The 21040-nt window shown below is 67.0% G+C and carries 22 protein-coding genes; 11 read left to right on the forward strand and 11 right to left on the reverse strand.

Translation table 11 applies throughout. From position 1 onward, the window contains the following. Positions 1-23 precede the first annotated feature (23 nt). Positions 24-584, reverse strand: a complete 561-nt coding sequence (locus Q9R14_RS14355; RefSeq protein WP_055808867.1) for a NifU family protein — start codon at positions 582-584, stop codon at positions 24-26. A gap of 49 nt (positions 585-633) precedes the next feature. After that, positions 634-2196, reverse strand: coding sequence for a helicase HerA-like domain-containing protein (locus Q9R14_RS14360; protein WP_306002836.1), 1563 nt, complete (start codon positions 2194-2196; stop codon positions 634-636). A gap of 98 nt (positions 2197-2294) precedes the next feature. On the opposite strand from Q9R14_RS14360, the gene Q9R14_RS14365 reads away from it, so the two are divergent. Beyond that, positions 2295-3428 carry an AI-2E family transporter gene (locus Q9R14_RS14365; protein WP_295209081.1) on the forward strand — a complete coding sequence of 378 codons (1134 nt, stop codon included), beginning with the start codon at positions 2295-2297 and terminating at the stop codon, positions 3426-3428. Here Q9R14_RS14365 and obgE read toward each other — a convergent pair whose 3' ends face one another. From obgE to Q9R14_RS14395, 6 genes are all read right to left on the reverse strand, one after another. Next, complete coding sequence (gene obgE / locus Q9R14_RS14370) at positions 3429-4475, reverse strand: GTPase ObgE (protein ID WP_306002837.1); 1047 nt, start codon at positions 4473-4475, stop codon at positions 3429-3431. Between the two features lie 52 nt (positions 4476-4527). Next, complete coding sequence (locus Q9R14_RS14375) at positions 4528-5982, reverse strand: NAD-dependent succinate-semialdehyde dehydrogenase (RefSeq protein ID WP_265149941.1); 1455 nt, start codon at positions 5980-5982, stop codon at positions 4528-4530. 93 nt (positions 5983-6075) lie between these two features. Beyond that, positions 6076-6213: an entericidin A/B family lipoprotein gene (locus Q9R14_RS14380; protein ID WP_265149939.1), complete on the reverse strand. Its 138-nt coding sequence runs from the start codon at positions 6211-6213 to the stop codon at positions 6076-6078. 50 nt (positions 6214-6263) lie between these two features. Continuing rightward, the gene (locus Q9R14_RS14385; protein ID WP_306002838.1) at positions 6264-7958 is read right to left on the reverse strand and encodes a sensor histidine kinase; all 1695 of its coding nucleotides are present in this window, start codon (positions 7956-7958) and stop codon (positions 6264-6266) included. 102 nt (positions 7959-8060) lie between these two features. Further along, a complete protein-coding gene (locus tag Q9R14_RS14390; RefSeq protein WP_017505508.1) occupies positions 8061-8672 on the reverse strand; it encodes a sigma-70 family RNA polymerase sigma factor in 612 nt (203 codons plus the stop codon). Beyond that, entirely contained in the window at positions 8669-8869 is a 201-nt protein-coding gene (locus Q9R14_RS14395; protein ID WP_045809524.1) for a NepR family anti-sigma factor, read from the reverse strand. Before Q9R14_RS14395 ends, Q9R14_RS14390 begins: the two co-directional genes overlap by 4 nt. Positions 8870-9070: 201 nt before the next feature. Between Q9R14_RS14395 and Q9R14_RS14400 the strand changes: the two genes are divergently transcribed. The 3 genes from Q9R14_RS14400 (at position 9071) to Q9R14_RS14410 (ending at position 11657) form a co-directional block, all read left to right on the forward strand. After that, positions 9071-9865 carry a response regulator gene (locus Q9R14_RS14400; RefSeq protein ID WP_026108480.1) on the forward strand — a complete coding sequence of 265 codons (795 nt, stop codon included), beginning with the start codon at positions 9071-9073 and terminating at the stop codon, positions 9863-9865. A gap of 337 nt (positions 9866-10202) precedes the next feature. Then, entirely contained in the window at positions 10203-11234 is a 1032-nt protein-coding gene (locus Q9R14_RS14405) for an NADP-dependent oxidoreductase (RefSeq protein WP_265149936.1), read from the forward strand. A gap of 15 nt (positions 11235-11249) precedes the next feature. After that, a complete protein-coding gene (locus Q9R14_RS14410) occupies positions 11250-11657 on the forward strand; it encodes an acyl dehydratase (protein ID WP_017505512.1) in 408 nt (135 codons plus the stop codon). A 61-nt stretch (positions 11658-11718) separates the two neighbouring features. Here the strand turns inward: Q9R14_RS14410 and Q9R14_RS14415 are convergent, their stop codons facing one another. Continuing rightward, on the reverse strand, positions 11719-12501 hold the full coding sequence (locus Q9R14_RS14415; protein ID WP_265149933.1) for a SapC family protein: 783 nt from the start codon (positions 12499-12501) through the stop codon (positions 11719-11721). Between the two features lie 117 nt (positions 12502-12618). On the opposite strand from Q9R14_RS14415, the gene Q9R14_RS14420 reads away from it, so the two are divergent. The 7 genes from Q9R14_RS14420 (at position 12619) to Q9R14_RS14450 (ending at position 18405) form a co-directional block, all read left to right on the forward strand. Continuing rightward, entirely contained in the window at positions 12619-13107 is a 489-nt protein-coding gene (locus tag Q9R14_RS14420; protein ID WP_066625374.1) for a Fur family transcriptional regulator, read from the forward strand. Positions 13108-13109: 2 nt separating this feature from the next. After that, positions 13110-14000 carry an alpha/beta fold hydrolase gene (locus Q9R14_RS14425; RefSeq protein WP_371929793.1) on the forward strand — a complete coding sequence of 297 codons (891 nt, stop codon included), beginning with the start codon at positions 13110-13112 and terminating at the stop codon, positions 13998-14000. A 79-nt stretch (positions 14001-14079) separates the two neighbouring features. Continuing rightward, the gene (locus Q9R14_RS14430) at positions 14080-14745 is read left to right on the forward strand and encodes a nicotinate-nucleotide adenylyltransferase (protein ID WP_306002839.1); all 666 of its coding nucleotides are present in this window, start codon (positions 14080-14082) and stop codon (positions 14743-14745) included. Positions 14746-14889: 144 nt separating this feature from the next. Continuing rightward, positions 14890-15324 carry a ribosome silencing factor gene (gene rsfS / locus Q9R14_RS14435; RefSeq protein WP_091751131.1) on the forward strand — a complete coding sequence of 145 codons (435 nt, stop codon included), beginning with the start codon at positions 14890-14892 and terminating at the stop codon, positions 15322-15324. Positions 15325-15328: 4 nt separating this feature from the next. Continuing rightward, positions 15329-15793: a 23S rRNA (pseudouridine(1915)-N(3))-methyltransferase RlmH gene (gene rlmH, locus Q9R14_RS14440; protein WP_066554030.1), complete on the forward strand. Its 465-nt coding sequence runs from the start codon at positions 15329-15331 to the stop codon at positions 15791-15793. Between the two features lies 1 nt (position 15794). After that, the gene (locus Q9R14_RS14445; protein WP_265149928.1) at positions 15795-16889 is read left to right on the forward strand and encodes a murein hydrolase activator EnvC; all 1095 of its coding nucleotides are present in this window, start codon (positions 15795-15797) and stop codon (positions 16887-16889) included. 139 nt (positions 16890-17028) lie between these two features. Next, the gene (locus Q9R14_RS14450; protein ID WP_265149927.1) at positions 17029-18405 is read left to right on the forward strand and encodes a S41 family peptidase; all 1377 of its coding nucleotides are present in this window, start codon (positions 17029-17031) and stop codon (positions 18403-18405) included. 39 nt (positions 18406-18444) lie between these two features. On the opposite strand, the gene Q9R14_RS14455 is transcribed toward Q9R14_RS14450, so the two are convergent. Together Q9R14_RS14455 and Q9R14_RS14460 are read right to left on the reverse strand one after the other, a co-directional pair. Then, positions 18445-19617, reverse strand: coding sequence for a carboxynorspermidine decarboxylase (locus Q9R14_RS14455; protein ID WP_265149926.1), 1173 nt, complete (start codon positions 19615-19617; stop codon positions 18445-18447). 13 nt (positions 19618-19630) lie between these two features. After that, positions 19631-20836 carry a saccharopine dehydrogenase family protein gene (locus tag Q9R14_RS14460; protein ID WP_265149924.1) on the reverse strand — a complete coding sequence of 402 codons (1206 nt, stop codon included), beginning with the start codon at positions 20834-20836 and terminating at the stop codon, positions 19631-19633. Positions 20837-21040 lie beyond the last annotated feature (204 nt).

Here is a 21040-nt window from a genome sequence, read left to right on the forward strand (position 1 = left end):
GCAGAACCGCCACCGCGTCCGGATCAGAGGGTCTGCTCGACCCGCGTCACCTCGGGCACATAGTGGCGCATCATCTGTTCGACCCCGGCCTTCAAGGTCGCCGACGACGACGGACAGCCGGCGCAGGCGCCGCGCATCCGCAGGTTCAACACGCCCGTCGCCTCGTCGAAGGAATCGAACAGGATGTCGCCGCCGTCCTGGGCCACGGCGGGGCGGATGCGGCTGTCCAGCAGGGCCTTGATCTCGGCGACGATCTCGCTGTCGTCCTCGGCATGGCCGTCGGTTTCGCCGCCGGCGCCGCGCGTCAGCGCCTGACCCGAGACGAAATGATCCATGACGACGCCCAGGATCGGCGCCTTCATCTCCGACCATTCCGGACCCTGAGGCTGGCGGGTCACCGAAACATAGTCGGCGCCGAAGAAGACGCCGTCGACGCCTTCCAGTTCGAACAAGGCCTCCGCCAGCGGAGAGGCCGTCGCCTCGTCGATTGTGCGATATTCCAGCGCGGCGGTCGGCGACACGTCGCGGCCGGGCAGGAACTTCAGCACGTTCGGGTTGGGCGTGGGTTCGGTCTGGATGAACATGGGCGGGAGATGCGCTCGCCCCCGCCCCGTTGCAAGACCCGAGCGGAACCTAGCGCCGCTTCAACCCGCCCAGCAGGCCGCGCATCAGCTCGCGGGTCAGGGTCGATCCGGCCGTGCGCAGGACCGATTTGGTCAGCGCCTCGACCGGCGTTTCGCGGGTGGACCGACGCGCAGGCTTCGCCGCCTCGCGCGCCGCCCGCGCCTCGGCCTGAGCTTGAGCCTTGGCCCGGGCTTCGGCGGCCTTCTGATCGGCCTTGGCCTGAGCGGCGGCGGCCTTGTCGGCCTCGGCCTGCGCCTTGGCCTGAATTTGAGCCTGATAGGCGGCGCTGTGGCGGTTGGCCAGGATTTCCGCGGCGGATTCGCGGTTCAGCACCTGCTCGTAAAGGCCTCGCACCGGACTGGCGGCCATGACGGCGGCGCGCTCGGCATCGGTGGCGGGACCCAGGCGCGAAGCCGGCGGGCGGATCTTGGTGCGGGCCACGATGGTCGGCGCGCCCTTTTCGTCCAGCACGGAAACCAGGGCCTCGCCCACGCCCAGACCCTGAATGGCCTCGGCCGTGTCGAAGGCGGCGTTGGCGCGGAAGCTCTGCGAGGCGGCCTTCAGCCCCTTCTGCTCGGACGGCGTATAGGCGCGAAGCGCATGCTGAATGCGGTTGCCCAGCTGGGCCAGGACGCTGTCGGGAATATCGGCCGGGTTTTGCGTCACGAAATAGACCCCGACGCCCTTGGATCGGATCAGGCGCACGACCTGTTCGACCTTTTCCAGCAGGGCGCGCGGGGCGTCGTTGAACAGCAGGTGCGCCTCGTCGAAGAAGAAGACCAGGCGCGGCTTTTCTGGATCGCCCACCTCGGGCAGCTGTTCGAACAGCTCGGACAGCAGCCACAGCAGGAAGGCTGCATACAGGCGTGGACTGTTCATCAGCCGGGTCGAGTCCAGCACATTGACCTGGCCACGGCCGTCCAGACCGACTCGGATCATGTCTTCCAGCTTCAAAGCCGGCTCGCCGAAGAAGGCGTCGCCGCCCTGCTGCTCGACCTGCAACAGCGCGCGCTGGATGGCGGCGATGGAGGCGGGGGCGACATTGCCGACCTCGCGCCCGATCCGCTCGGCGTTCTCGCCCACATAGACCAGCAGGCTCCTCAGATCGTCCAGGTCCAGCAGCAGCAGACCTTCCTTGTCCGCGACGTGGAAGACGACCGTCAGCACCCCCTCCTGCACCTCGTTCAGGTTCAGCATCCGCGCCATTAACACGGGGCCGATTTCCGACACGGTGGTGCGGATGGGATGGCCTTTCTGCCCATACAGGTCCCAAAAGACGGTGGGGGCGGCGCGCGGCGTCAGGGTCAGGCCCATCTCGGCTGCGCGGGCGATCAGCTTCTCGTTCGGCGCGCCGACCTGAGAGATGCCTGACAGGTCGCCCTTCACATCGGCGCAGAAGACCGGCACCCCGGCGTCGGAAAAGCCCTGGGCCATGATCTGCAACGTGACCGTCTTGCCGGTGCCGGTCGCGCCGGCGACGACGCCGTGACGGTTGGCGCGGTTGAACAGCAGATTTTCCGGCTGGGCGGCGTCGGACTGGCCGAGGAACAGGCCGGGCAGGGCGTCGGGCATTGGGGTCTCCGATGGCGTCTCCGGCAAAGGTCTAGCGCGTTCCCCGCGCGCTCGGAACAGCGATTGACGGCGACGGCGGGCGGTTCGACAACACGACCATGAAAAACCCTATCGCCACGCCCTCTTCGGTCGCCGCTCGCAATGCCCTGGGCGTCATCGCCACGGTCGCGGCCGGGGCGGCGATCTACTGGCTGCGGGACATCCTGACGCCGCTGGCGATGGCCATCTTCCTCTTGATCATGATCGATGGGGTGAAGCGGTCGGTCGAGGCGCGCACGCCGTTGAACAGCCGCATGGCCGGGATCGCGGCCCTGACGCTGGTGGTGCTGGCCTTCTTCGCCTCCATCGCCATCATCGTGAACGGGGCGGCGGGCTTCTTCGGCGAGGCGTCCGGCGTGTCCCAGAACATCGGTCCGCGCATCGATCAGATCATTCGCGACGCCTATGGGCTGGTGCGTCTGGCCAATCCGCCGACGGCGCAGGATCTGATCAACGGCGTCGATGTGCGCGGCTGGCTGACCTCCATGGCGTTCCAGGTGCAAGGCATAGCCTCGGGCGCCTTTTTCGTCCTGATCTATCTGGGCTTTCTGCTGGCCTCGCAGGTCGGCTTCCGGCGCAAGATCGTCGCCATGTTCCCGTCGGAGGCTCAGCGCGACGAGGCGGTCGCGGTGTTCCAGCGCGTGCGCGGCGGGGTCGAGGGCTATATCTGGGTGCAGTCGGTGACCGGCGCGATGATCTGCGTCGTCGCCTGGATCCTGATGCGGGCGGTCGGGCTTCAGAACGCCGAGTTCTGGACCTTCGTCATCTTCATCGTCGGCTTCATCCCTGTTCTGGGCGGGGCGGTGGCCGGTCTGGCCCCGCCGCTGTTCGCCCTGGTCCAGTTCGAAAGTTACTGGCCCGCCGCCATCCTGCTGGTCGGGTTGCAGGTGATCCTGTTCGTCGTCGGCAACTTCATCCAGCCGCGCATGCAGGGCGACAATCAGAACATCGACCCGGTCGTGGTGCTGCTGGCCCTGGCCTTCTGGGGCAAGCTGTGGGGCGTGGTCGGCATGTTCCTGTCGACGCCGCTGGCGGTCATGGCCATGGCGATCCTGGCCGAATTCAAGGGCTCGCGCTGGATGGCGATCCTGCTGTCGGGCGACGGCGAGCCCTATGCCAACGAGGGCAAGACGACCGACAAGCCGAAATCGACCCGCCGCAAGCCCAATCCGAAGCCCGCAGTGGAGGCCTGATCAGGGCTGCCAGCCGCTGATCTGATCCGGCTCGCCATCGCCGGCCAGGGCGCCGCGCGTCTTCTTCACCTCGGCCCAAGCCGCGCGCAGAAGGGCGGGCACGCCCTCGCCCGACACGCCGGACACCAGCATGGGACGGCGACCGGCGACGGCCTCCAGCTCGGCGGCCTTCTCCTCGCGCGCCTCGGGCGTCAGGGCGTCGATCTTGTTCAGGGCCAGGATCTCGGCCTTGTCCGCCAGACCCTCGCCATAGGCTTCAAGCTCGCCCCGAATGATGCGGTAGGCCTCGACGACATCGTCCTGGGTGCCGTCGATCAGGTGGATCAGGCTGGCGGAGCGTTCGACGTGGCCCAGGAACCGCGTGCCGAGGCCCGCGCCCTCGCTGGCGCCCTCGATCAGGCCGGGAATGTCGGCGATGACGAACCGCTCGGACGGCGACAGGTCCACCATCCCCAGGTTCGGGGCCAGGGTGGTGAACGGATAGTCGGCGATCTTGGGCTTGGCGGCGCTGGCGGCCGACAGGAAGGTCGATTTGCCCGCGTTCGGAAGACCCGCCAGACCGATGTCGGCGATCAGCTTCAGCCGCAGCCAGATCCAGCGCTCCTGACCTTCCTGGCCGGGATTGGCGTAGGTCGGCGCCTGATTGGTCGGCCCCTTGAAGCGCACATTGCCCCAGCCGCCGTTGCCGCCCTTCAGCAGCAGCTCCACCTTGCCGGGCGTGTCCATGTCCAGCAGGACCGTTTCCTTGTCCTCATCCAACACCTGGGTGCCGACCGGCACCTTCAGATGCACGTCCTCGCCCTTGCCGCCATGCATCTGGCGCCCCTGGCCGTGGTGGCCGGTCTGGGCCTTGAAATGCTGCTGATAGCGATAGTCGATCAGGGTGTTCAGACCCTCGACCGCCTCGATCCAGACATCCCCGCCCTTGCCGCCATCGCCGCCGTCGGGACCGCCGTTCGGAATGAATTTCTCGCGTCGAAACGACACGGAGCCCGCGCCGCCGTTGCCGGAGCGGATATAGATCTTGGCCTGGTCGAGGAACTTCATCGCGGGCTTATGCCGCAGAAGCGCGGCGAATTACAGGCCCGGCGACCCGGCGCTATTTCAGCGCCAGCGTCACCGTCTTGACGTCCACATATTCGTCAATGCCGTGGATCGAGCCTTCGCGGCCATAGCCCGACTGCTTGACCCCGCCGAACGGCGCGACGGCGGTGGAGATCAGGCCCGTGTTGACCCCGCACATCCCCGCCTCGATCCGCCGGCTGAACCGCATCGCACGGTCCAGGTCGCGGGTGAACAGATAGGAGGCCAGGCCGTAGTCGCTGGCGTTGGCCTTCTCCAGCGCCTCGTCCTCCGTGTCGAAGGCGAAGACGGGGATCATGGGGCCGAACGTCTCTTCCTCGCGGAACAGGGCGTCGTCGCCGCCCAGGGTCACGGTCGGCTGGAAGAAGCGGCCGCCCAGATCGTGGCGCGACCCGCCGGTCAGGACCTGGCCGCCGTCGGCCTTGATCGCCGCCACATGCTTTTCGACCTTGTCGATGGCCTTGTCCTCGATCAGCGGCCCGACCTTCACGCCGTCGTCGAAGGCGGGACCGACCACGATCTTGGCCACCTCGGCGGCCAGTTTCTCGGCATAGGTCTCCGCGACCGACCGCTCGACATAGACGCGGTTCGGACAGACGCAGGTCTGGCCCGAGTTCCTGAACTTGCCCTTGATGGTTTCGGCCACCGCCAAATCCAAATCGGCGTCGACGAAGACGATAAGCGGCGCCGCGCCGCCCAGCTCCATCGACACCCGCTTCAGCGTTCCGGCGCATTGCTCGGCCAGCTTGCGGCCCACGCCGGTCGAACCGGTGAAGGACAGTTTGCGAATGTCCGGGCTATCGGTCAGCGCCTTGCCGATAGTGGCGGCATCCCCGGTGACGATCGACAGGGCGCCTTTCGGCAGGCCGGATTCATAGGCCAGTTCGGCCAGGGCGATGGCGGTGAAGGGCGTCTGGCTGGCCGGCTTGACCACGGCGGTGCAGCCTGCCGCGAACGCCGGCCCCAGCTTTCGCGTCAGCATGGCGGCGGGGAAGTTCCAGGGCGTGATCAGGGCGCATGGCCCGACCGCCTCGCGATAGGTCAGGATCAGATGACCCAGCGGACTGTCCTGGGTCTCGCCGATCAGCCGCTCAGCCTGACCCGCGAACCATTTCAGGAAGCCGTTGGCGTAGGTGACCTCGCCCTTGGCCTCCTCGAACGGCTTGCCGTTCTCTAGCGCCATCAGGGCGCCCAGGCCCTGCAGATTGTCGTCGATCAGCGCCGCCCATTTGCGCAGGAAGGCCGCGCGCGCGTGCGGATCGGATCGCGACCAGGTCTTGAACGTCTCGCTCGCCGCCACGATGGCCTGTTCGGTTTCGGCGGCGCCCAGATCGGGGACATGGCCGATCACATCGCCGGTCGCCGGATCATCGACGGCGATGCCGCCGCCATTGGCCGGAACGGCCTTGCCGGCGATCAGGGCGTGCTGTCGCAAGAGTTTGAGGCCGGCGTCGCGGGCGGTGTGGTTCACGGGATGGCTCCTGTCGCGGTCCTGAAACGAACAAGGCCCCGACGATGCGGGGCCTTGCCGGTCGAATGCTGCAGCCTGGGCTGCGGCCGTCGATTAGTTCTTGGCGTCTTGGGCGGCGCCGGTCACGGCCTGGCCGGCGGCCTGGGTGTCGCGGCCCACGCCCTCGATGGTGTTGCAGGCGGCGGTGGTCAGGGCGGCGGCGGCGGCGACCAGAACGAAAATCTTGCGCATAGGGGAAGCTCCAGGGTTGGCCGGGGTGAAACTGTGCCGGTCTCGCCTCATCAACGCGACGCCACCGCTGCGGTTCCGGGCGTCTTGTCCGCCGGATCGATGGGCGCGAGGGCTTCCGGGGTGGCGAAGATCATGCGAGCGATGGCGCCGCCACCGGCAGGAGTGTCGAACTCGGTCTCGCCGCGCAGCTGTTTGGCGAAGGCGCTCATCAGGGTGCGGCCCACCCCGACCTCGGAGCCGGCTTGGGCGCCCCGGCCATTGTCCTCGACTTCCAGAACCGATGTCTCGCCCTGGACGCGGAAGCGCACCTTCAGCTCGCCGCCGCTGTGGGCGAAGGCGTGTTTCTGCGCATTGCTGACCGCTTCGACCAGCCACAGCGCCAGGGGCGCCAGCTTGTCGGGATCGACATGCAGGGAATCGGCGTCCACCGAGCTGATGACCACCGGTCCGCGCCCGGCTTCGCTGGCGATGAGCTGTCCCACCAGTTCGTTCAGGAACTCGCGCGCATCGGCGTGGCGGATGTCGTTGCTCTGATACAGTGTGCGGTAGATCAGGGCCAAGGCCGAGATGCGCTGGCGCGTATCGCCCAGCGCCGCCTTGGCCGGCGCATCGGTCAGGGCGCGCTGCTGCATCGACAACAGGGACGAGATGATCTGGAGGTTGTTCTTCACCCGGTGATGGATCTCGCGCATCAGCGCGTCCTTCTCCGCCAGAGCATCCGTCAGTTCGCGGTCGCGCAGGGTGATGGCCTCGGCCATCTCGTCCAGGGTGCGCGCCATGGTGCGGATTTCGGCCGGCGCGTTCATCGCCTGCAGCGGACGCACCGAGAACCGGCCCTTGGCGTAGATGGCCGCGACCCGCTCCAGATAATCCAGCCAGCGGATGAAGATGCGTTCGGACAGCAGCATCACCGCCGCGAACGCCGTCAACCAGGCGCCCAGAGGCAGCAACAGGGTGCCGATCGGATTGAGCCGCGCCCATGACAGCCACCCGGGCGCCGGGGCCGACAACAAGGCGTAAAGATCGCCGCCGGCCAGGGCCGCGCCGGCATAGTCGCGGCGCTGGTTCTGCGCATCCCTGGCCTCGAACACCGCAGAGCCCTGATCGCGCGCCCGGTCGACCCAGCCCGCGATATCGTCGCCGGCCGACAGTTTGAACACGTCGGGATCACTGGCCGTCAGAATGCGGCCTGCGCCGTCGGTCAATGCCGCTTGTGCGCCCGAGGGCAGGGCGGGGTCGGCCACATCGGGTTGCAGGGCGGAGAAGGGGATCACGGCGACCATGGCGCCGTCGAACCGGCCCATCGGCCGCTCGGCGCGGGTAGCCACGATCAGCGCGCCTTCGTAGCCCGCGCCATCGGGGGCGCGCATGACGACCATTTCTTCGCCGTTGCGCAGCCGCTGGAACCACGTCGCCTGCGCGGCGGGAGCCACGCCGGACCTCATGCCGTCCGCCCGGCCTGAGGCGCAGACCGCCTCGCCCGTCGGACTGATGCGATAGAGACCCTCGTAGCCTTCCAGACGTCCGACCAGAGCCGTCAGGCGCGGTGCGCAATAGGGACCGACCGCATCAGGGCTGAGCGCGCGCAACAGCACCTGGGCGCTATCCAGCTGGGCCTTGGCGCTGGAGGCGCTGCGCTCGGCCGCCAGTTGCAGATCGATCTGCCGGTCGTCGGCCTGTCTTTGGAAGTCCGCCTGGGTCTGGATCAGGCTGAGGACAAAGATCGGCAGCAGGGCCATGGCCATGGCCGCCCCCAGTCGAAACCGGATGCCTTGAAAGCGATCCGATTTCCACGTGCGACCGAGCCGCGACCGGGAGGCCTCCCTGCTCGTCTCATCCACCGCAGATCAGCTCCGGGCGCCGGCCAGCCTGTCGGCCTCGCCCAGGATCGTGCGCATGGCGTCGCCGGCCGCTTCACCGTCACGGCCATAACCGCCCCGCTCCAGGGTGGCTTGCAGCGCACGCCGCGCGCGGCTGACCCGGCTCTTCACCGTGCCGACGGCGCAGCCGCAGATTTCGGCCGCTTCTTCATAGGCGAAGCCGCCGGCGCCGACCAGGATCAAGGCCTCGCGTTGTTCTTCCGGAAGGGTCTTCAAGGCTTGACGCAGCTCGTCCAGGGCGACGGGCGCCTCGGGATCGTCCACGGCGACCAGAGTCCGCTCGGCGGCTTCCTGATCCAGCTGCGACTGACGCCACGAGCGGCGCTTTTCGGAATAGAACTGGTTGCGCAGGATCATGAAGGTCCAGGCCTTCATGTTCGTGCCCATCTGATAGCTGGCGCGCGCGTCCCAGGCCTTCATCATGGCGTCCTGCGCCAGATCGTCGGCGGCGGTCGGATCGCCGGTCAAGGTCCGGGCGAAGGCGCGCAGATGCGGGATCAGCAGGACCAGTTCGCGCTTGAAGCCCTCGTCGTCGGCCGACGCGGGTTTGGGGGCAGCCCCCAGGCGTGAGGTGCTCATGCGGCGCTGTCCGAAGACTTGGCGTCAGCGCGTTTCAGGATATCGAGAAACTCATCGGGCACGGGTTCGTTGACAACCTCGTCGAACATGTGCCGCAGCTTGACGCCAATGGCCTGCTGGCGAAGGCGAGCTTCTTCAAGCCCTGCCTCCCCCTTTTGGTCGCCTTTTGGACGAGAGGAGTCCGGAGAATCGATCATAGACAGAGCCAAGCCCACCCAACTGTCATCGCGAGAAGATGTCGGTCTCAAACGTCATCAGACCGGCCGGGTTCCTGCATGACCGGTTTTTAATGCTAAAGCTTGCTGACGTAGGCGGAACCGTGATGCGAATGTGACGTTTATGGCTGATGTAGCGCCCCGCCCTGCCGGCCGGGCTGTGATTTGTCGGGGACTATCTGAATGAGCCTTCTGGCCAGACTCGCGCCGCACCTTCCTTATGTGCGCCGTTACGCACGCGCCCTGACCGGCGATCAATCCACGGGCGACAACTATGTCCGTGTCGCTCTGGAGGCCCTGGCCGCCGGCGAGCAGCAACTGTCGGCTGATATGACGCCGCGGGTCGCTCTTTATCATGTCTTCCACGCCATCTGGTCCTCGACCGGCGCGCAGCTGGAAACCGGCACGCTGGAGACCACGGGCAGCGACGCTTCGCAACGTCTGCTGCGCATCGCGCCGCGCTCGCGTCAGGCCTTCCTGCTGACCGCCCTTGAAGGCTTCACCCCTTCGGAAGCCGCACAAATCCTGTCCGCCGATCCGCGCGACGTGGAGCGTCTGATCGCCGACGCCCAGGCCGACATCGACGCCGAACTGGCCACCGATGTTCTGGTCATCGAGGACGAGGCCATTATTTCGGCCGACATCCAGAGCCTGGTGACCGAACTGGGTCACCGCGTCACCGGCACCGCCACGACCCACGACGAGGCGATCGACGCCGTCGCCCGTCACAAGCCGGGTCTGGTTCTGGCCGACATTCAGTTGGCCGACGGCTCGTCGGGCATCGACGCGGTCAAGGATATCCTGAAGACCATGGACGTGCCGGTGATCTTCATCACCGCCTTCCCGGAACGCCTGCTGACCGGCGAGCGTCCCGAGCCGACCTTCCTGATCACCAAGCCCTTCCAGCCGGAGACGGTGAAGGCGGCGATCAGCCAGGCGCTGTTCTTCCACCCGTCGCGCCAGAAGGAAGCCGCTTAAAACGCGATCTTTCGTTGACGACAAGATCGGCCTCGGTCCCTCGGGATCGAGGCCTTTTCTTTGATTTGCGCCGGCATTGATGGGCCAAGGTACGAAAGCGCAAAAAAAGCGATCGAGGACGGGAACCGGCTTCGGGCGCCGCCGTTATCGGTCCGTGGAGGCGGCGACGCCCCCCGACTTGATCTGCGAAAGCTGATCATGCCGCCTCCGCGCCTCATTCTCGATGATGCCACTTCAAAGCGATCCGAAAGGGTCGCTTTTTTCTTGGCGCGCACCTCGACCGAAGCCGCCGTCGCGGCCAAGATGGTGGTCAAAGAAAACGCACGGAGAGACGCCAATGGCTTCCACAAGCGGCAAGATGAACCGTCAATGGGTGCTGCGCCAGCGCCCCAAGGGCCTGATCCAGCCCGGCGATCTGGAACTGGTCGAGACGGCCATCCCTGATCTGAATGAGAACGAGGTGCTGGTCCGCACGGTCTATCTGTCGCTGGACCCGACCAATCGCACCTGGATGAACGATTCCGAGGGCTATCTGCCGCCGGTCGGCCTGGGCGAGGTCATGCGCGGCCTGACGCTGGGCGTGGTCGAAGACTCGCGATCCAGCCGCTTCAAAACAGGCGATGTCGTCATGCCGACCTCGGGCGGCTGGGCCGACTATGCAGTCGTGCCGGAAGGCGGCCTGCGCCCGGTGCATCGTGCGCCCGGCCTGCCGCTGACCGCCAATATGTCGGTGCTCGGCATGACCGGTCTGACCGCCTATTTCGGCGTCACCGATGTGTTGAAGGCCAAGGAAGGCGAGACCATCGTCATCTCGGCGGCCGCCGGCGCGGTCGGCTCCATCGCGGGGCAGATCGCCAAACAGCGCGGCTGCCGCGTCATCGGCATCGCGGGCGGTCCGCAGAAGTGCGCCTGGCTGACCGACGAACTCGGCTTCGACGCGGCCATCGATTACAAAAACGAGGATGTCGGCGAGGCGCTGGATCGTTTGGCCCCCGAAGGGATCGATCTGAACTTCGAGAACGTCGGCGGCGACATCATGATCGCGGTCTTCAACCGTCTGAAGGTCCACGGGCGGATGGCGGTCTGCGGCCTGGTGTCCTCCTACAATGCGACCAAGGCGCCGCCTTCGCCGAACTTCGCGCGCATCATCACCCATCGCCTGCACGTCCAGGGCTTCCTGGTTTTGGACTACGCCCCACGCGCCCGCGAGATGGTCGCGGAGATGGGCCCATGGCTGGCGGACGGCCGGGTGAAGTGGAAGGTTCACGTCGACGACGGGCTGGAAGGCGCGGTGGGGTCGTTGAATCGCTTGTTCACCGGCGATCACGACGGCAAGCTGCTGGTTCGCGTTTCCGAAGAACCCGCCTGAACCCAAGGTCTGCGCATGAGCGATCCGCTGCACGTCCATTTCGAAGACCTGGAGGTGGGGCAGGTCGTGCCGCTGGGCGCCTGTGCGGTCGATCAGGGGGCGCTGGACGTCTTCATCGAGCGGTTCTCGCCGGGCTGGGACGTGGCCTACGGCGCGCCGGACGCCATGGTCTATGTGCTGTGGAGCCGACTGGCGGCCGACAAGTCCGGCGGCTGGGCCCAGACCAAGGTCCTGGCCGTCGATGGGCTGCGTTACATGCGCAATCCCCCGGCGGGCGAACTGCTGCGGGGCCGCATGACGGTCATGGGCAAGGATCCGGTCGGCGACGACAAGGGCATCGTCATCGCCTCGCATGACCTGCTGGACGAGGCGGGGCGTCTGGTCTTTTCCTGCCTGACGCGGGCGCTGTTCTCGCGCCGCTGAAACGAAAAACGCCCCGCCGGCGAACCGGCGGGGCGCTGATCGATCTTCGATAGACCGGGTCTTAGTTGACCGAGGTCGGGGCCTGCGCCTGACGCATCACGGCCATGGCGATCAGGCGATCCCAACCGACCAGCGACACCAGGTGGGCGTAGATCTGGCCCAGGGCGCCGTTGTCGCGCAGCTCGACCAGCTTCTCGGCGGGCAGGGCGCGCAGCTTGTCTTCCGACACCGCGTAGTATTCGGCCAGCTTCTGCGGCTGACCCGGGCTGCCGTCGGGATTGCGCGGCGTGAAGTGGGCTTCGCGGATGTCCAGCAGGTCCAGGTCCTTGATCAGGGCGACGAAGCCCTCGGTGCGCTGGCGCTCCTGTTCGAAGTTGTTGCAGAACTCCATCGCCATGTTCGTGTAGTCGCTGGGCTGGCCGTCGACGAACAGCGGGTTCTGGCCGCCTTCGGCGACGATCGAGGCGCCGCGGTCGATGCACAGGATCAGGCGCTGGTTCTGCTTGTCGTCGGCGAAGACGAACGGATAGCGGCGCACATAGGCCGGCACGTAGGCGTCGGCGCGGAACTCGCCGTCGGGCGCGACGAACAGGTTCTCGTTGGAGCTCAGGCCCATCACGGCGACCGGCTGGCGGTTCTCGCCGGTGAAGATGATCGGATAAGACAGGGCGGCGGCCGAGAATTCGGTGACCGTCAACGGCACGATATTGGTCTGGGCCACGAAGGCGTAGGGCTTGTCGCTCGGGTTCACGCCCAGGCCGCCGTGGACGCTCTGATCCAGCGGTTCGGGGTTGGTGTAGAAGAGGACGTTGCCTTCAAGCGGCGAATTGTTCGTGTCGGTCATGAAGCGAGGACGCTCTGGTTAAAGATCGGAGGCGCGCCTTCTAGCCCAACGCCGCGCAACCGGCAAACCCGCGATGCGTCGGTTGCAGTGGGGGGCGCCAGCCATTAGCTGTGGCGTATGGGTTCCGCCTGCGATCACGACCATGACCACTCCGGCCTGAACGGCGGGGCGCTGGACCGCGCCCTGGCGGCGGCTGAGGCGCGCGCGGTCCAGCAGGGCGAGCGGATGACCGCCCAGCGTCGTCGCGTCCTGGCCCTGCTGCTGGAAAGCGGCGAGCCGGTGAAGGCCTACGATCTGATCGCCCGCTTCGGCGAGGACGGCCAGGCCGCGAAGCCGCCCACCGTCTATCGCGCGCTGGAGTTTCTGGAACGGCTGGGCATGGTGCACCGCATCGCTTCCATCAGCGCCTATGTCGCTTGCACCGACGATGGCGAGGCCGCCCACGCGGCCGCCTTTCTGATCTGCGACTGCTGCGGCGCGACGCGCGAGGTCAGCGGCCCGGACCAGAGCGCCATGAACGCCGCCGCCTCGGCCGCCGGCTACGCCATCGTCCGCACCACGATCGAGGCGCACGGTCGCTGCGCCGCCTGTCGCGACGTCGCATGACCATGGATGCGGCGTTGATGTCCCCACCGCGTCGCCTGTCCGTGCCGATCGACAATCGCTGGGGCGCCGGCGAAATGGCCGTGCTGGATTTCGGCGATCCGAACCGGCCGGTCGATCTGATCTTCTCTCACGCCAACGGTTTCAACGCCGCCACCTATCTTAGCCTGTTGTCGCCGCTGTCGGCGTCCTTGCGGATATGGGCGCCGGATCTGCGCGGCCATGGCCGGTCTGCGCTGCCGACCTTCGCGCGACCCAAGACGAGCTGGCTGGACCATCGTGACGACCTGCTGGCGCTGCTGGAGGCCATCGACGGCCCGCCCGTGGTCATGGCCGGCCATTCGATGGGCGGCACGGCCTCGCTTCTGGCGGCCGCCATCCGGCCGGATCGGGTGTCTAGCCTGGTGCTGTTCGATCCGGTGATCTGGAAACGCTCGGCGGTCTTCGCCTTCAATCTGCCCTTCGCCCACAAGCTGATGAAGGCGATCCCCATCGCCAAGGCCACCCTGCGCCGTCGCAGCCAGTTCGACAGCCGCGAACAGGCCATGGCCGCCTATCGCGGGCGCGGCGCCTTCAAGGGTTGGCCCGACATGGTCTTGGCCAACTATCTGTCCGAAGGCCTGAACGAAGGCGACGGCGGGTTCAGCCTGACGGCGGCGCCGGCTTGGGAGGCGGCCAACTACGCAGCCCAGGCGCACGATCCGTGGCGGGCCATGAAACGCTATCCCGGACCGGTTCGCATCCTGAAGGCCGAACACGGCGCCCTGACCCATGTGCCGGTCCAGCCCCGAGGGCTGCCCAATGTCTCGGTCGAGGTCGTGTCCGGCGGCGGGCACCTGTTCCCCATGACCCATGCCGACGTGGCCCGCGACGCCCTGTTTGACGCGGCGGTCTGAGAACGAATTCTGTAGGCGGAACATTGGCGCGCGCTATAAGGGCGCCGCTGAGCATAACGCCCGCCGCCCGAGACGCCGCTTGTCCTTCTTCCACGCCGGTCCCGCGCCCAAAGGCGCCGGCCCCCGTTCCGGGGCGCTGCGCGACGGTTTGATCCTCGCTCCAGGCATGAAGGTCGGTCTGTTCGGCGGCTCCTTCAATCCCGCCCATGACGGTCACGCCCATGTCGCCGAGACCGCCATGCGGCGTCTGGATCTCGACCGGGTCGTCTGGCTGGTCTCGCCGCAGAACCCGTTGAAGGACGCCCGTCACAGTGCGCCGCTGGAGGACCGCATGGCCTCGGCGCGCCAGCATGCGCGCGGTCCGTCGATGATCGTCTCGGGTTTCGAAAGCCGGGCCGGCGTCGTTTGGACCGTGGACACCCTGCGCCTTCTGGTCGCGCGGCATCCCGGCGTGCATTTCGTCTGGCTGATGGGGTCGGACAATCTGGCCAGCTTCCACCGCTGGAGAGGCTGGACCGACATCATGCGGCTGATGCCGGTGGCGGTCATCGCCCGGCCGGGTTCGTTGCTGGACAGCCGCACGGCGCCGGCCGCCGCCCGCTTCGCCGGTTTCCGCATTCCCGCCCAGCAGGCGGGGCTTCTGCCGACGCTTCAGGCGCCCGCCTGGACCTATCTGACGGCGCCGCTCAACCCCCTGTCGTCCACAGCGATCAGGACCGGCACGGGCGTGCGCGCGACCTCGTGATCGCCCGATGATTCGGGCGGAGGTTCACGTTGCGGCCCATCCGTGCTAGAGGGCTTCTTTAGTCAACGCTCCCGGAGCCCTCCGCTGACCCCCTCGCCCGCGTATGATACGCAAGACGCCGCCGTCTCGAATACGGCGCACGAGATGGACCCTATCGAACCTCTCCATTCCGAAGACGGCTTTGAATCCGACGCCTCCCCGCGCGGCTTCGACGATTCCGCTCCCCGCCCCATCGGCTCTACGCCCCTGGAAGAAGCCCTGCTGAGCCGCCTCGACGAGGACAAGGCCCAGGACATGGTCCTGATCGACCTGAAGGGCAAAAGCGCCATGGCCGACACCATGATCGTGGCGTCCGGTCGTTCGCACCGTCACGTCGGCGCCATCGCCGACCACCTGCTGCGCACGCTCAAGGAACAGGGGCTGGGCAAGGCCAAGGTCGAGGGCCTGCCGCACTGCGACTGGGTTTTGATCGACGCCGGCGATGTGATCGTGCACCTGTTCCGCCCGGAAGTGCGCACCTTCTACAACATCGAAAAGATCTGGGCGGTCGATTCCGCCCACCGCATGGTCCGCGACTGACAAGATGAAGCTGAGCATCGTCGCCATCGGCCGACCGGGCCGGGGGCCTGAAGCGACGCTCGCCGACGACTACGCCAAGCGCGCCACCCTGTCGGGACGCGCGCTTGGCCTCGGTCCCCTCGAACTGATCGATCTGGAAGCCCGCAGACCCGGCAAGGCGCCGGAGGCTGAGCTGATCTTGGCTGCCGCAGAGGGCGCGCACCTGATCGCCTGCGACGAGCGCGGCAAGACCTATTCCTCGCGCGCCTTCGCCGACCACATCGCCAAATTGCGGGATCAGGGCGAGCGCCGTCTGGTTTTCGCCATCGGCGGGGCGGATGGGCTGGACGCCAGCGTGCGCGAAGCCGCGTCTTCGACCCTGGCCTTCGGTCCACAGACCTGGCCCCACGCCCTGGCGCGCGCCATGCTGGCCGAACAGCTGTATCGGGCCGTGACCATCCTGGCCGGATCGCCCTATCATCGCGACTGACATGCGTCGCGCCATACCCTTATCGCTGGCCCTGCTGACGGGTTTCGTCTGCGCCGCCCCGGCGATGAGCCGCCCAAGCTTTGGTGGGCAGGCGCCCGAGAGCGAACTCTCGCGCATCCAGGCCGAATACCGCGACGAAACGGTTCGCGCCCGCCGTCTGCGCGCCGACGCCGACGCCGCCAAGACCGAACTGGCTCAGTTGGAGCGCCGCCTGGCCTCGCTGCGCGCCGACGAACAGACCGGCGACCGTCAGATCGACGATCAGCGCGCCCGCCTCCAGCAACTGACCGAGCGTGAGGCCGAACTGGTCACGGACCTGGCGCGTGAGCGCGGCGCCCAGGGCCGTCTGCTCAGCGCGCTGCAGATGATGAGCCGCCGGCCGCCGCCGCCCCTGCTGGTGCCCGCCGACAAGGCCATCGACACCGTGCGCGCCTCCATCCTGCTCAGGGCCATGACGCCGGATCTGGAAGGCCGCGCCAAGGTGCTGGCCGCCCGTCAGGCCGAGATAATGCGCATCCGCCGGCTCGCCGTCCTGTCCTCGGAGCGACTGCTGACGACCGAGAGCGAGCAGGGCGACCGGCGCGGCGAGATCGAGGGGCTGACGGCGCGCAAGACCGCCCTGACCGCCGTCCTGAACGCCGAGGCCCGCGCCGCCGAACGCGCTGCGGCCGTGCTGGAGCGTCGCATCCGCGAACTGGGCGGCGCGGTCCCGATCCCCCAGGCCGAAGAGACGCCGACCGCTCGCCTTCCGGCCGGACGCGGCCGCCTCAGTTCGCCCGTCGCCGGCGCGCCCAGCCAGACCTGGGGCGCCGGAACCTCCGGCTGGCGCTGGCGGGCCGACCGCGCGGCCGTCACCGCCCCCGCCGACGCCAAGGTCGCCTACGCCGGGCCGCTGACGGGGTGGGGCAATGTGGTAGTGCTGGACCTCGGGCCCGGCTGGCGCGCCGTCATCGCCGGCTTGGAAAGCGTCGAGGTCGGCCCCGACGCCCGGGTCTCGGACGGCCAGACCCTGGGGCGCAGCGGCCCGGACGGCGACGTCTATTTCGAACTGCGCCGCGACGAACGGCCGATCGATCCGGGACCGTGGTTGCGGTGAACCCGCAATAGTCCTTTGCATTCTCGTCTGACGCTGATTTTATCGGCGGGACGCCGCGTCGCCACGATTTGGTCGTGAGGACGGGGCCTTAACCTTCCTACGGGCGCCCACAGTGATCGGCCCGACCGAAAGAGACCGAATGCGTAAACTGCTCCTCGTCGGCTGCGCCGCTCTGGTGCTCGGCGGATCCGCCGCGGCTGTCAGCAGCCAGACCCCGCGAAACGAAACCTTCCGCATGCTGGAGCTGTTCGGCGACGTGGTCGGCATCGTCGAGCAGGCCTATGTCGTCCCGGTCGACAACAAGAAGCTGATCGAGACCGCGCTGGCCGGCATGATGACGGCGCTGGACCCGCACTCCAACTATCTTCCGCCCTCCAACTATGACGATCTGCGCGAGCGCACCGAGGGTCAATATTCGGGCGTCGGCCTGACCATCAGCGCCGACGGCGGCATGGTGAAGGTCATCTCGCCGATGGACGACAGCCCCGCCGCCAAGGCCGGGGTCCAGGCGGGCGACGTGATCTCCTCCATCGAGGGGCAGAACGCGGCGGGCCTGACGGTCAGCCAGGTGTCCGAAAAGCTGCGCGGCGCCGTGGGCACCAGCGTCAAGGTGACCTTCCTGCGCGACGGTTCAGACCCGCTGGAAGTGACCCTGACCCGCGAGGTCATCAAGGTTCAGTCGGTCACCGGTCGGGTCGAAGGCGACTTCGGCTATCTTCGCGTCTCGACCTTCAACGAAAACACCGGCCGCGAGCTGAACGAGGCCATCGCCAAGATCAAGGCCGAGAAGCCGGGCGTGAAGGGCTATGTCCTGGACCTGCGCAACAACGGCGGCGGCCTGCTGAACGCCGCCATCGACGTCTCCGACGCCTTCCTGGAACGCGGCGAGATCGTCAGCCAGCGGGGCAGGAAGCCCGAGCAGATCCAGCGCTATTCCGCCAAGCCCGGCGACGTGACCGGCGGCCTGCCGCTGGTCGTTCTGGTCAACTACGGCTCGGCCTCGGCGTCGGAAATCGTCGCCGGCGCCCTGAAGGATCACCAGCGCGCGACCATCGTGGGCCTGACCAGTTTCGGCAAGGGTTCGGTCCAGACTGTGATCCCGCTGCGTCAGGGTCAGGACGGCGCCCTGTCGATCACGACCGCGCGCTACTACACCCCCTCGGGCGCCTCGATCCAGAAGATCGGCATCGAGCCGGACCTGGAAGTTGCGCGTTCGGAGGCAGAGGCCCGCATCGTCTCGCGCTCCAGCTTCATCTATTCCGAGGCCGCCTACGCCACGGCCCTGGACGCCTCCATCGGCGCCGAGCGCAAGGGTCCGCACACCCCGCGCGAAGCTCCGGGCGACAAGTTCGACAAGGAAAAGGACTATCAGCTTCAGCGCGCGCTGGATGTCCTGCGCGCCGGCGGCGACCTGTCGAAACTGCCGCCCCCGCCCGAAGGCATCGTCGTCACCGAACCGGGCTCGACGCCCAAGCCCGACGCCGAATCGACGGCGGACGAACCGAAAGACGAATAGGTCAGGGAAGGGCGGCGCGAGCCGCCCTTTTCGTTGCGATCAGGACAATCGGTCGCGGAAGGCCGAATAGTCGAAGTCACGCACCGTTCTCAGCGCATCCGTCTGGGAGTTCCACAGCACGATGGACGGCAGCGGCACGCCGTTGAAGGTGTTGGTCTTCACCATCGAATAGTGGGCCTGGTCCAGAAACGCGATCCGCGTTCCGGGCGTCGGCCGCTCGGCGAAGACGTAGTCGCCGATGATGTCCCCGGCCAGGCACGACGGCCCGCCCAGCCGCACCGTCACCCCATGCTCAGGCTCCTTCAGCAGCGCGGGGCGATAGGGCGCCTCGATTACATCGGGCATGTGGCAGGTGGCGGAAATGTCGGTGATGCCGATGGGCATGCCGTTGTCGAACACGTCCAGCACCTCGCCGATCAGGATGCCGGCGTCCAGCGCCACCGCCTCGCCCGGCTCCAGATAGACCTGAACCCCATGCCGGGCCTGCAGATCGCGCACGAAGGCGATCAGATCGTCGGTCTGATAGTCGGCGCGGGTGATGTGGTGCCCCCCGCCCAGGTTCAACCATTTGATCCCGCCCAGCAGCGGCGCCAGCTTGGGCTCCACCGCCGCCCAGATGCGCGACAGCGGCTGGAAGTCCTGCTCGCACAGCGCATGGATATGCAGACCATCGACGCCGACCAGATGGTCGGCCGTCAGTTGCGACACCGGAAAGCCCAGGCGCGAACAGGGCTGGGCCGGGTCGTATTTGGCGACCTCGCCTTCGGAATGTTCGGGGTTCAGCCGCAGGCCGATCTCGAACACCTGCCCTTCAGCACGCGCCTTTGCGATCAGATCGGCGAAACGGGCGATCTGGGCCGGGTTGTTGAAGATGACGTGATCCGACAGACGCAGGATCTCGGGCAGGTCCTGCGCCGTATAGGCCGGCGAATAGGTGGTCAGCTCGCCCTTGTAGAACTCGCGCGCCAGCCGCGCCTCCCACAGGCCCGAGGCGCAGACTCCGTCGAGGTATTCGCCGACCACATCGGCCAGCGACCACATCGAAAACGCCTTCAGCGCCAGAAGCACGCGCGCCTCCGCCCCGTCGCGCACGCCCTTCAGCACGGACAGATTGCGACGGATGGCCGCCTCGTCCACCACGAAGGCGGGCGAGGCGACGCGGTTCAGGTCGAAATGCGCAAAGGCGCCCGGATCGCCGGCCTGGGTCTGCATTCAGTCGGTCCGATCAGAAGTCCAGAGGGGCGTCCAGGTCCTGAACCTTCCACGGCAGGCCGTGCTTGTTCAGCATGTCCATGAAGGGATCGGGGTCCAGCTGCTCCATGTTGAACACGCCGTCGCCCTTCCACTGGCCGGTCACCATCAGGGCCGCGCCGATCATGGCCGGCACGCCGGTGGTGTAGCTGACGGCCTGGTTGCCGGTCTCGGCAAAGGCCTCTTCGTGGTCGCAGATGTTGTTGACGTAGACCGTCTTCTTGACCCCGTCCTTCAGGCCGGTGGCGATGACGCCGATGTTGGTCTTGCCCTTGGTGATCGGACCCAGCGAGGCCGGCTCGGGCAGCAGGGCCTTCAGGAACTCGATCGGAATGATCTCGCGGCCCTGGAATTGCATCGGCTCGATCGAGGTCATGCCGATGTTTTCCAGCACTTCGAGGTGCTTCAGATAGCTGTCGCCGAACGTCATCCAGAAGCGGATGCGCTTGATCTCGGGATAGAACTTCGCCAGCGATTCCAGCTCCTCATGGTACATGAGGTACATGTTCTTCGGACCCACGCCTTCGAAGTCGAAGGTCTGTTTGTGGCTCAGCGCCGGGCCTTCGACCCACTGGCCGTTCTCCCAATGACGCGAGTTGGCGGTCACTTCGCGCAGGTTGATCTCGGGGTTGAAGTTGGTCGCGAAGGGCAGGCCGGTGTCGCCGCCGTTGCAGTCCAGGATGTCCAGCGTCTCGATGGAATCCAGCAGATGCTTCTTGATGTAGGTGGTGAACACCGAGGTCACGCCGGGGTCGAAGCCCGAACCCAGCAGCGCCATCAGGCCGGCGTTCTTGAAACGATCCTGATAGGCCCACTGCCACTTGTATTCGAACTTGGCCTCGTCGCGCGGCTCGTAGTTGGCGGTGTCCAGATAGTCGACGCCGGCCGCCAGGCAAGCGTCCATGATCGACAGGTCCTGATAGGGCAGGGCCAGGTTCACGACCAGTTCGGGCTGCACCTTCTGGATCAGCGCCGTGGTCGCCGCCACGTCGTCGGCGTCGATGGCGGCCGTGTCGATGTCGACGCCGAAGCGCGACTTCACGGACTGGGCGATCGCGTCGCACTTGGACTTGGTCCGGCTCGCCAGGGTGATATGCGAGAAGATGTCCGCGTTCATCGCCATCTTGTGGACGGCCACCGAACTGACGCCGCCTGCGCCGATAACCAGCACCTTGCTCATCTGTGCTTCTCCCGAAGTCTGAAACCCTGGCGACAGCGCCGCCCCTATAAAGGGCGCGGCTCTTAGCACGATGATGACAATCCGCTAAATCCCTGCGCCGATATTGGCTCTTATAGCGTGACCGGATCGCTCCGGTTGCCTTTGTAAGGTTTTTCCGCCATAAGCCGCCGCTTCCGACGCAAGTGAACCTGCGTCTCCACCGGG

It is taken from the genome of Brevundimonas sp. C43, from assembly GCF_030732185.1.
Classification (GTDB): Bacteria; Pseudomonadota; Alphaproteobacteria; order Caulobacterales; family Caulobacteraceae; genus Brevundimonas; species Brevundimonas diminuta_C.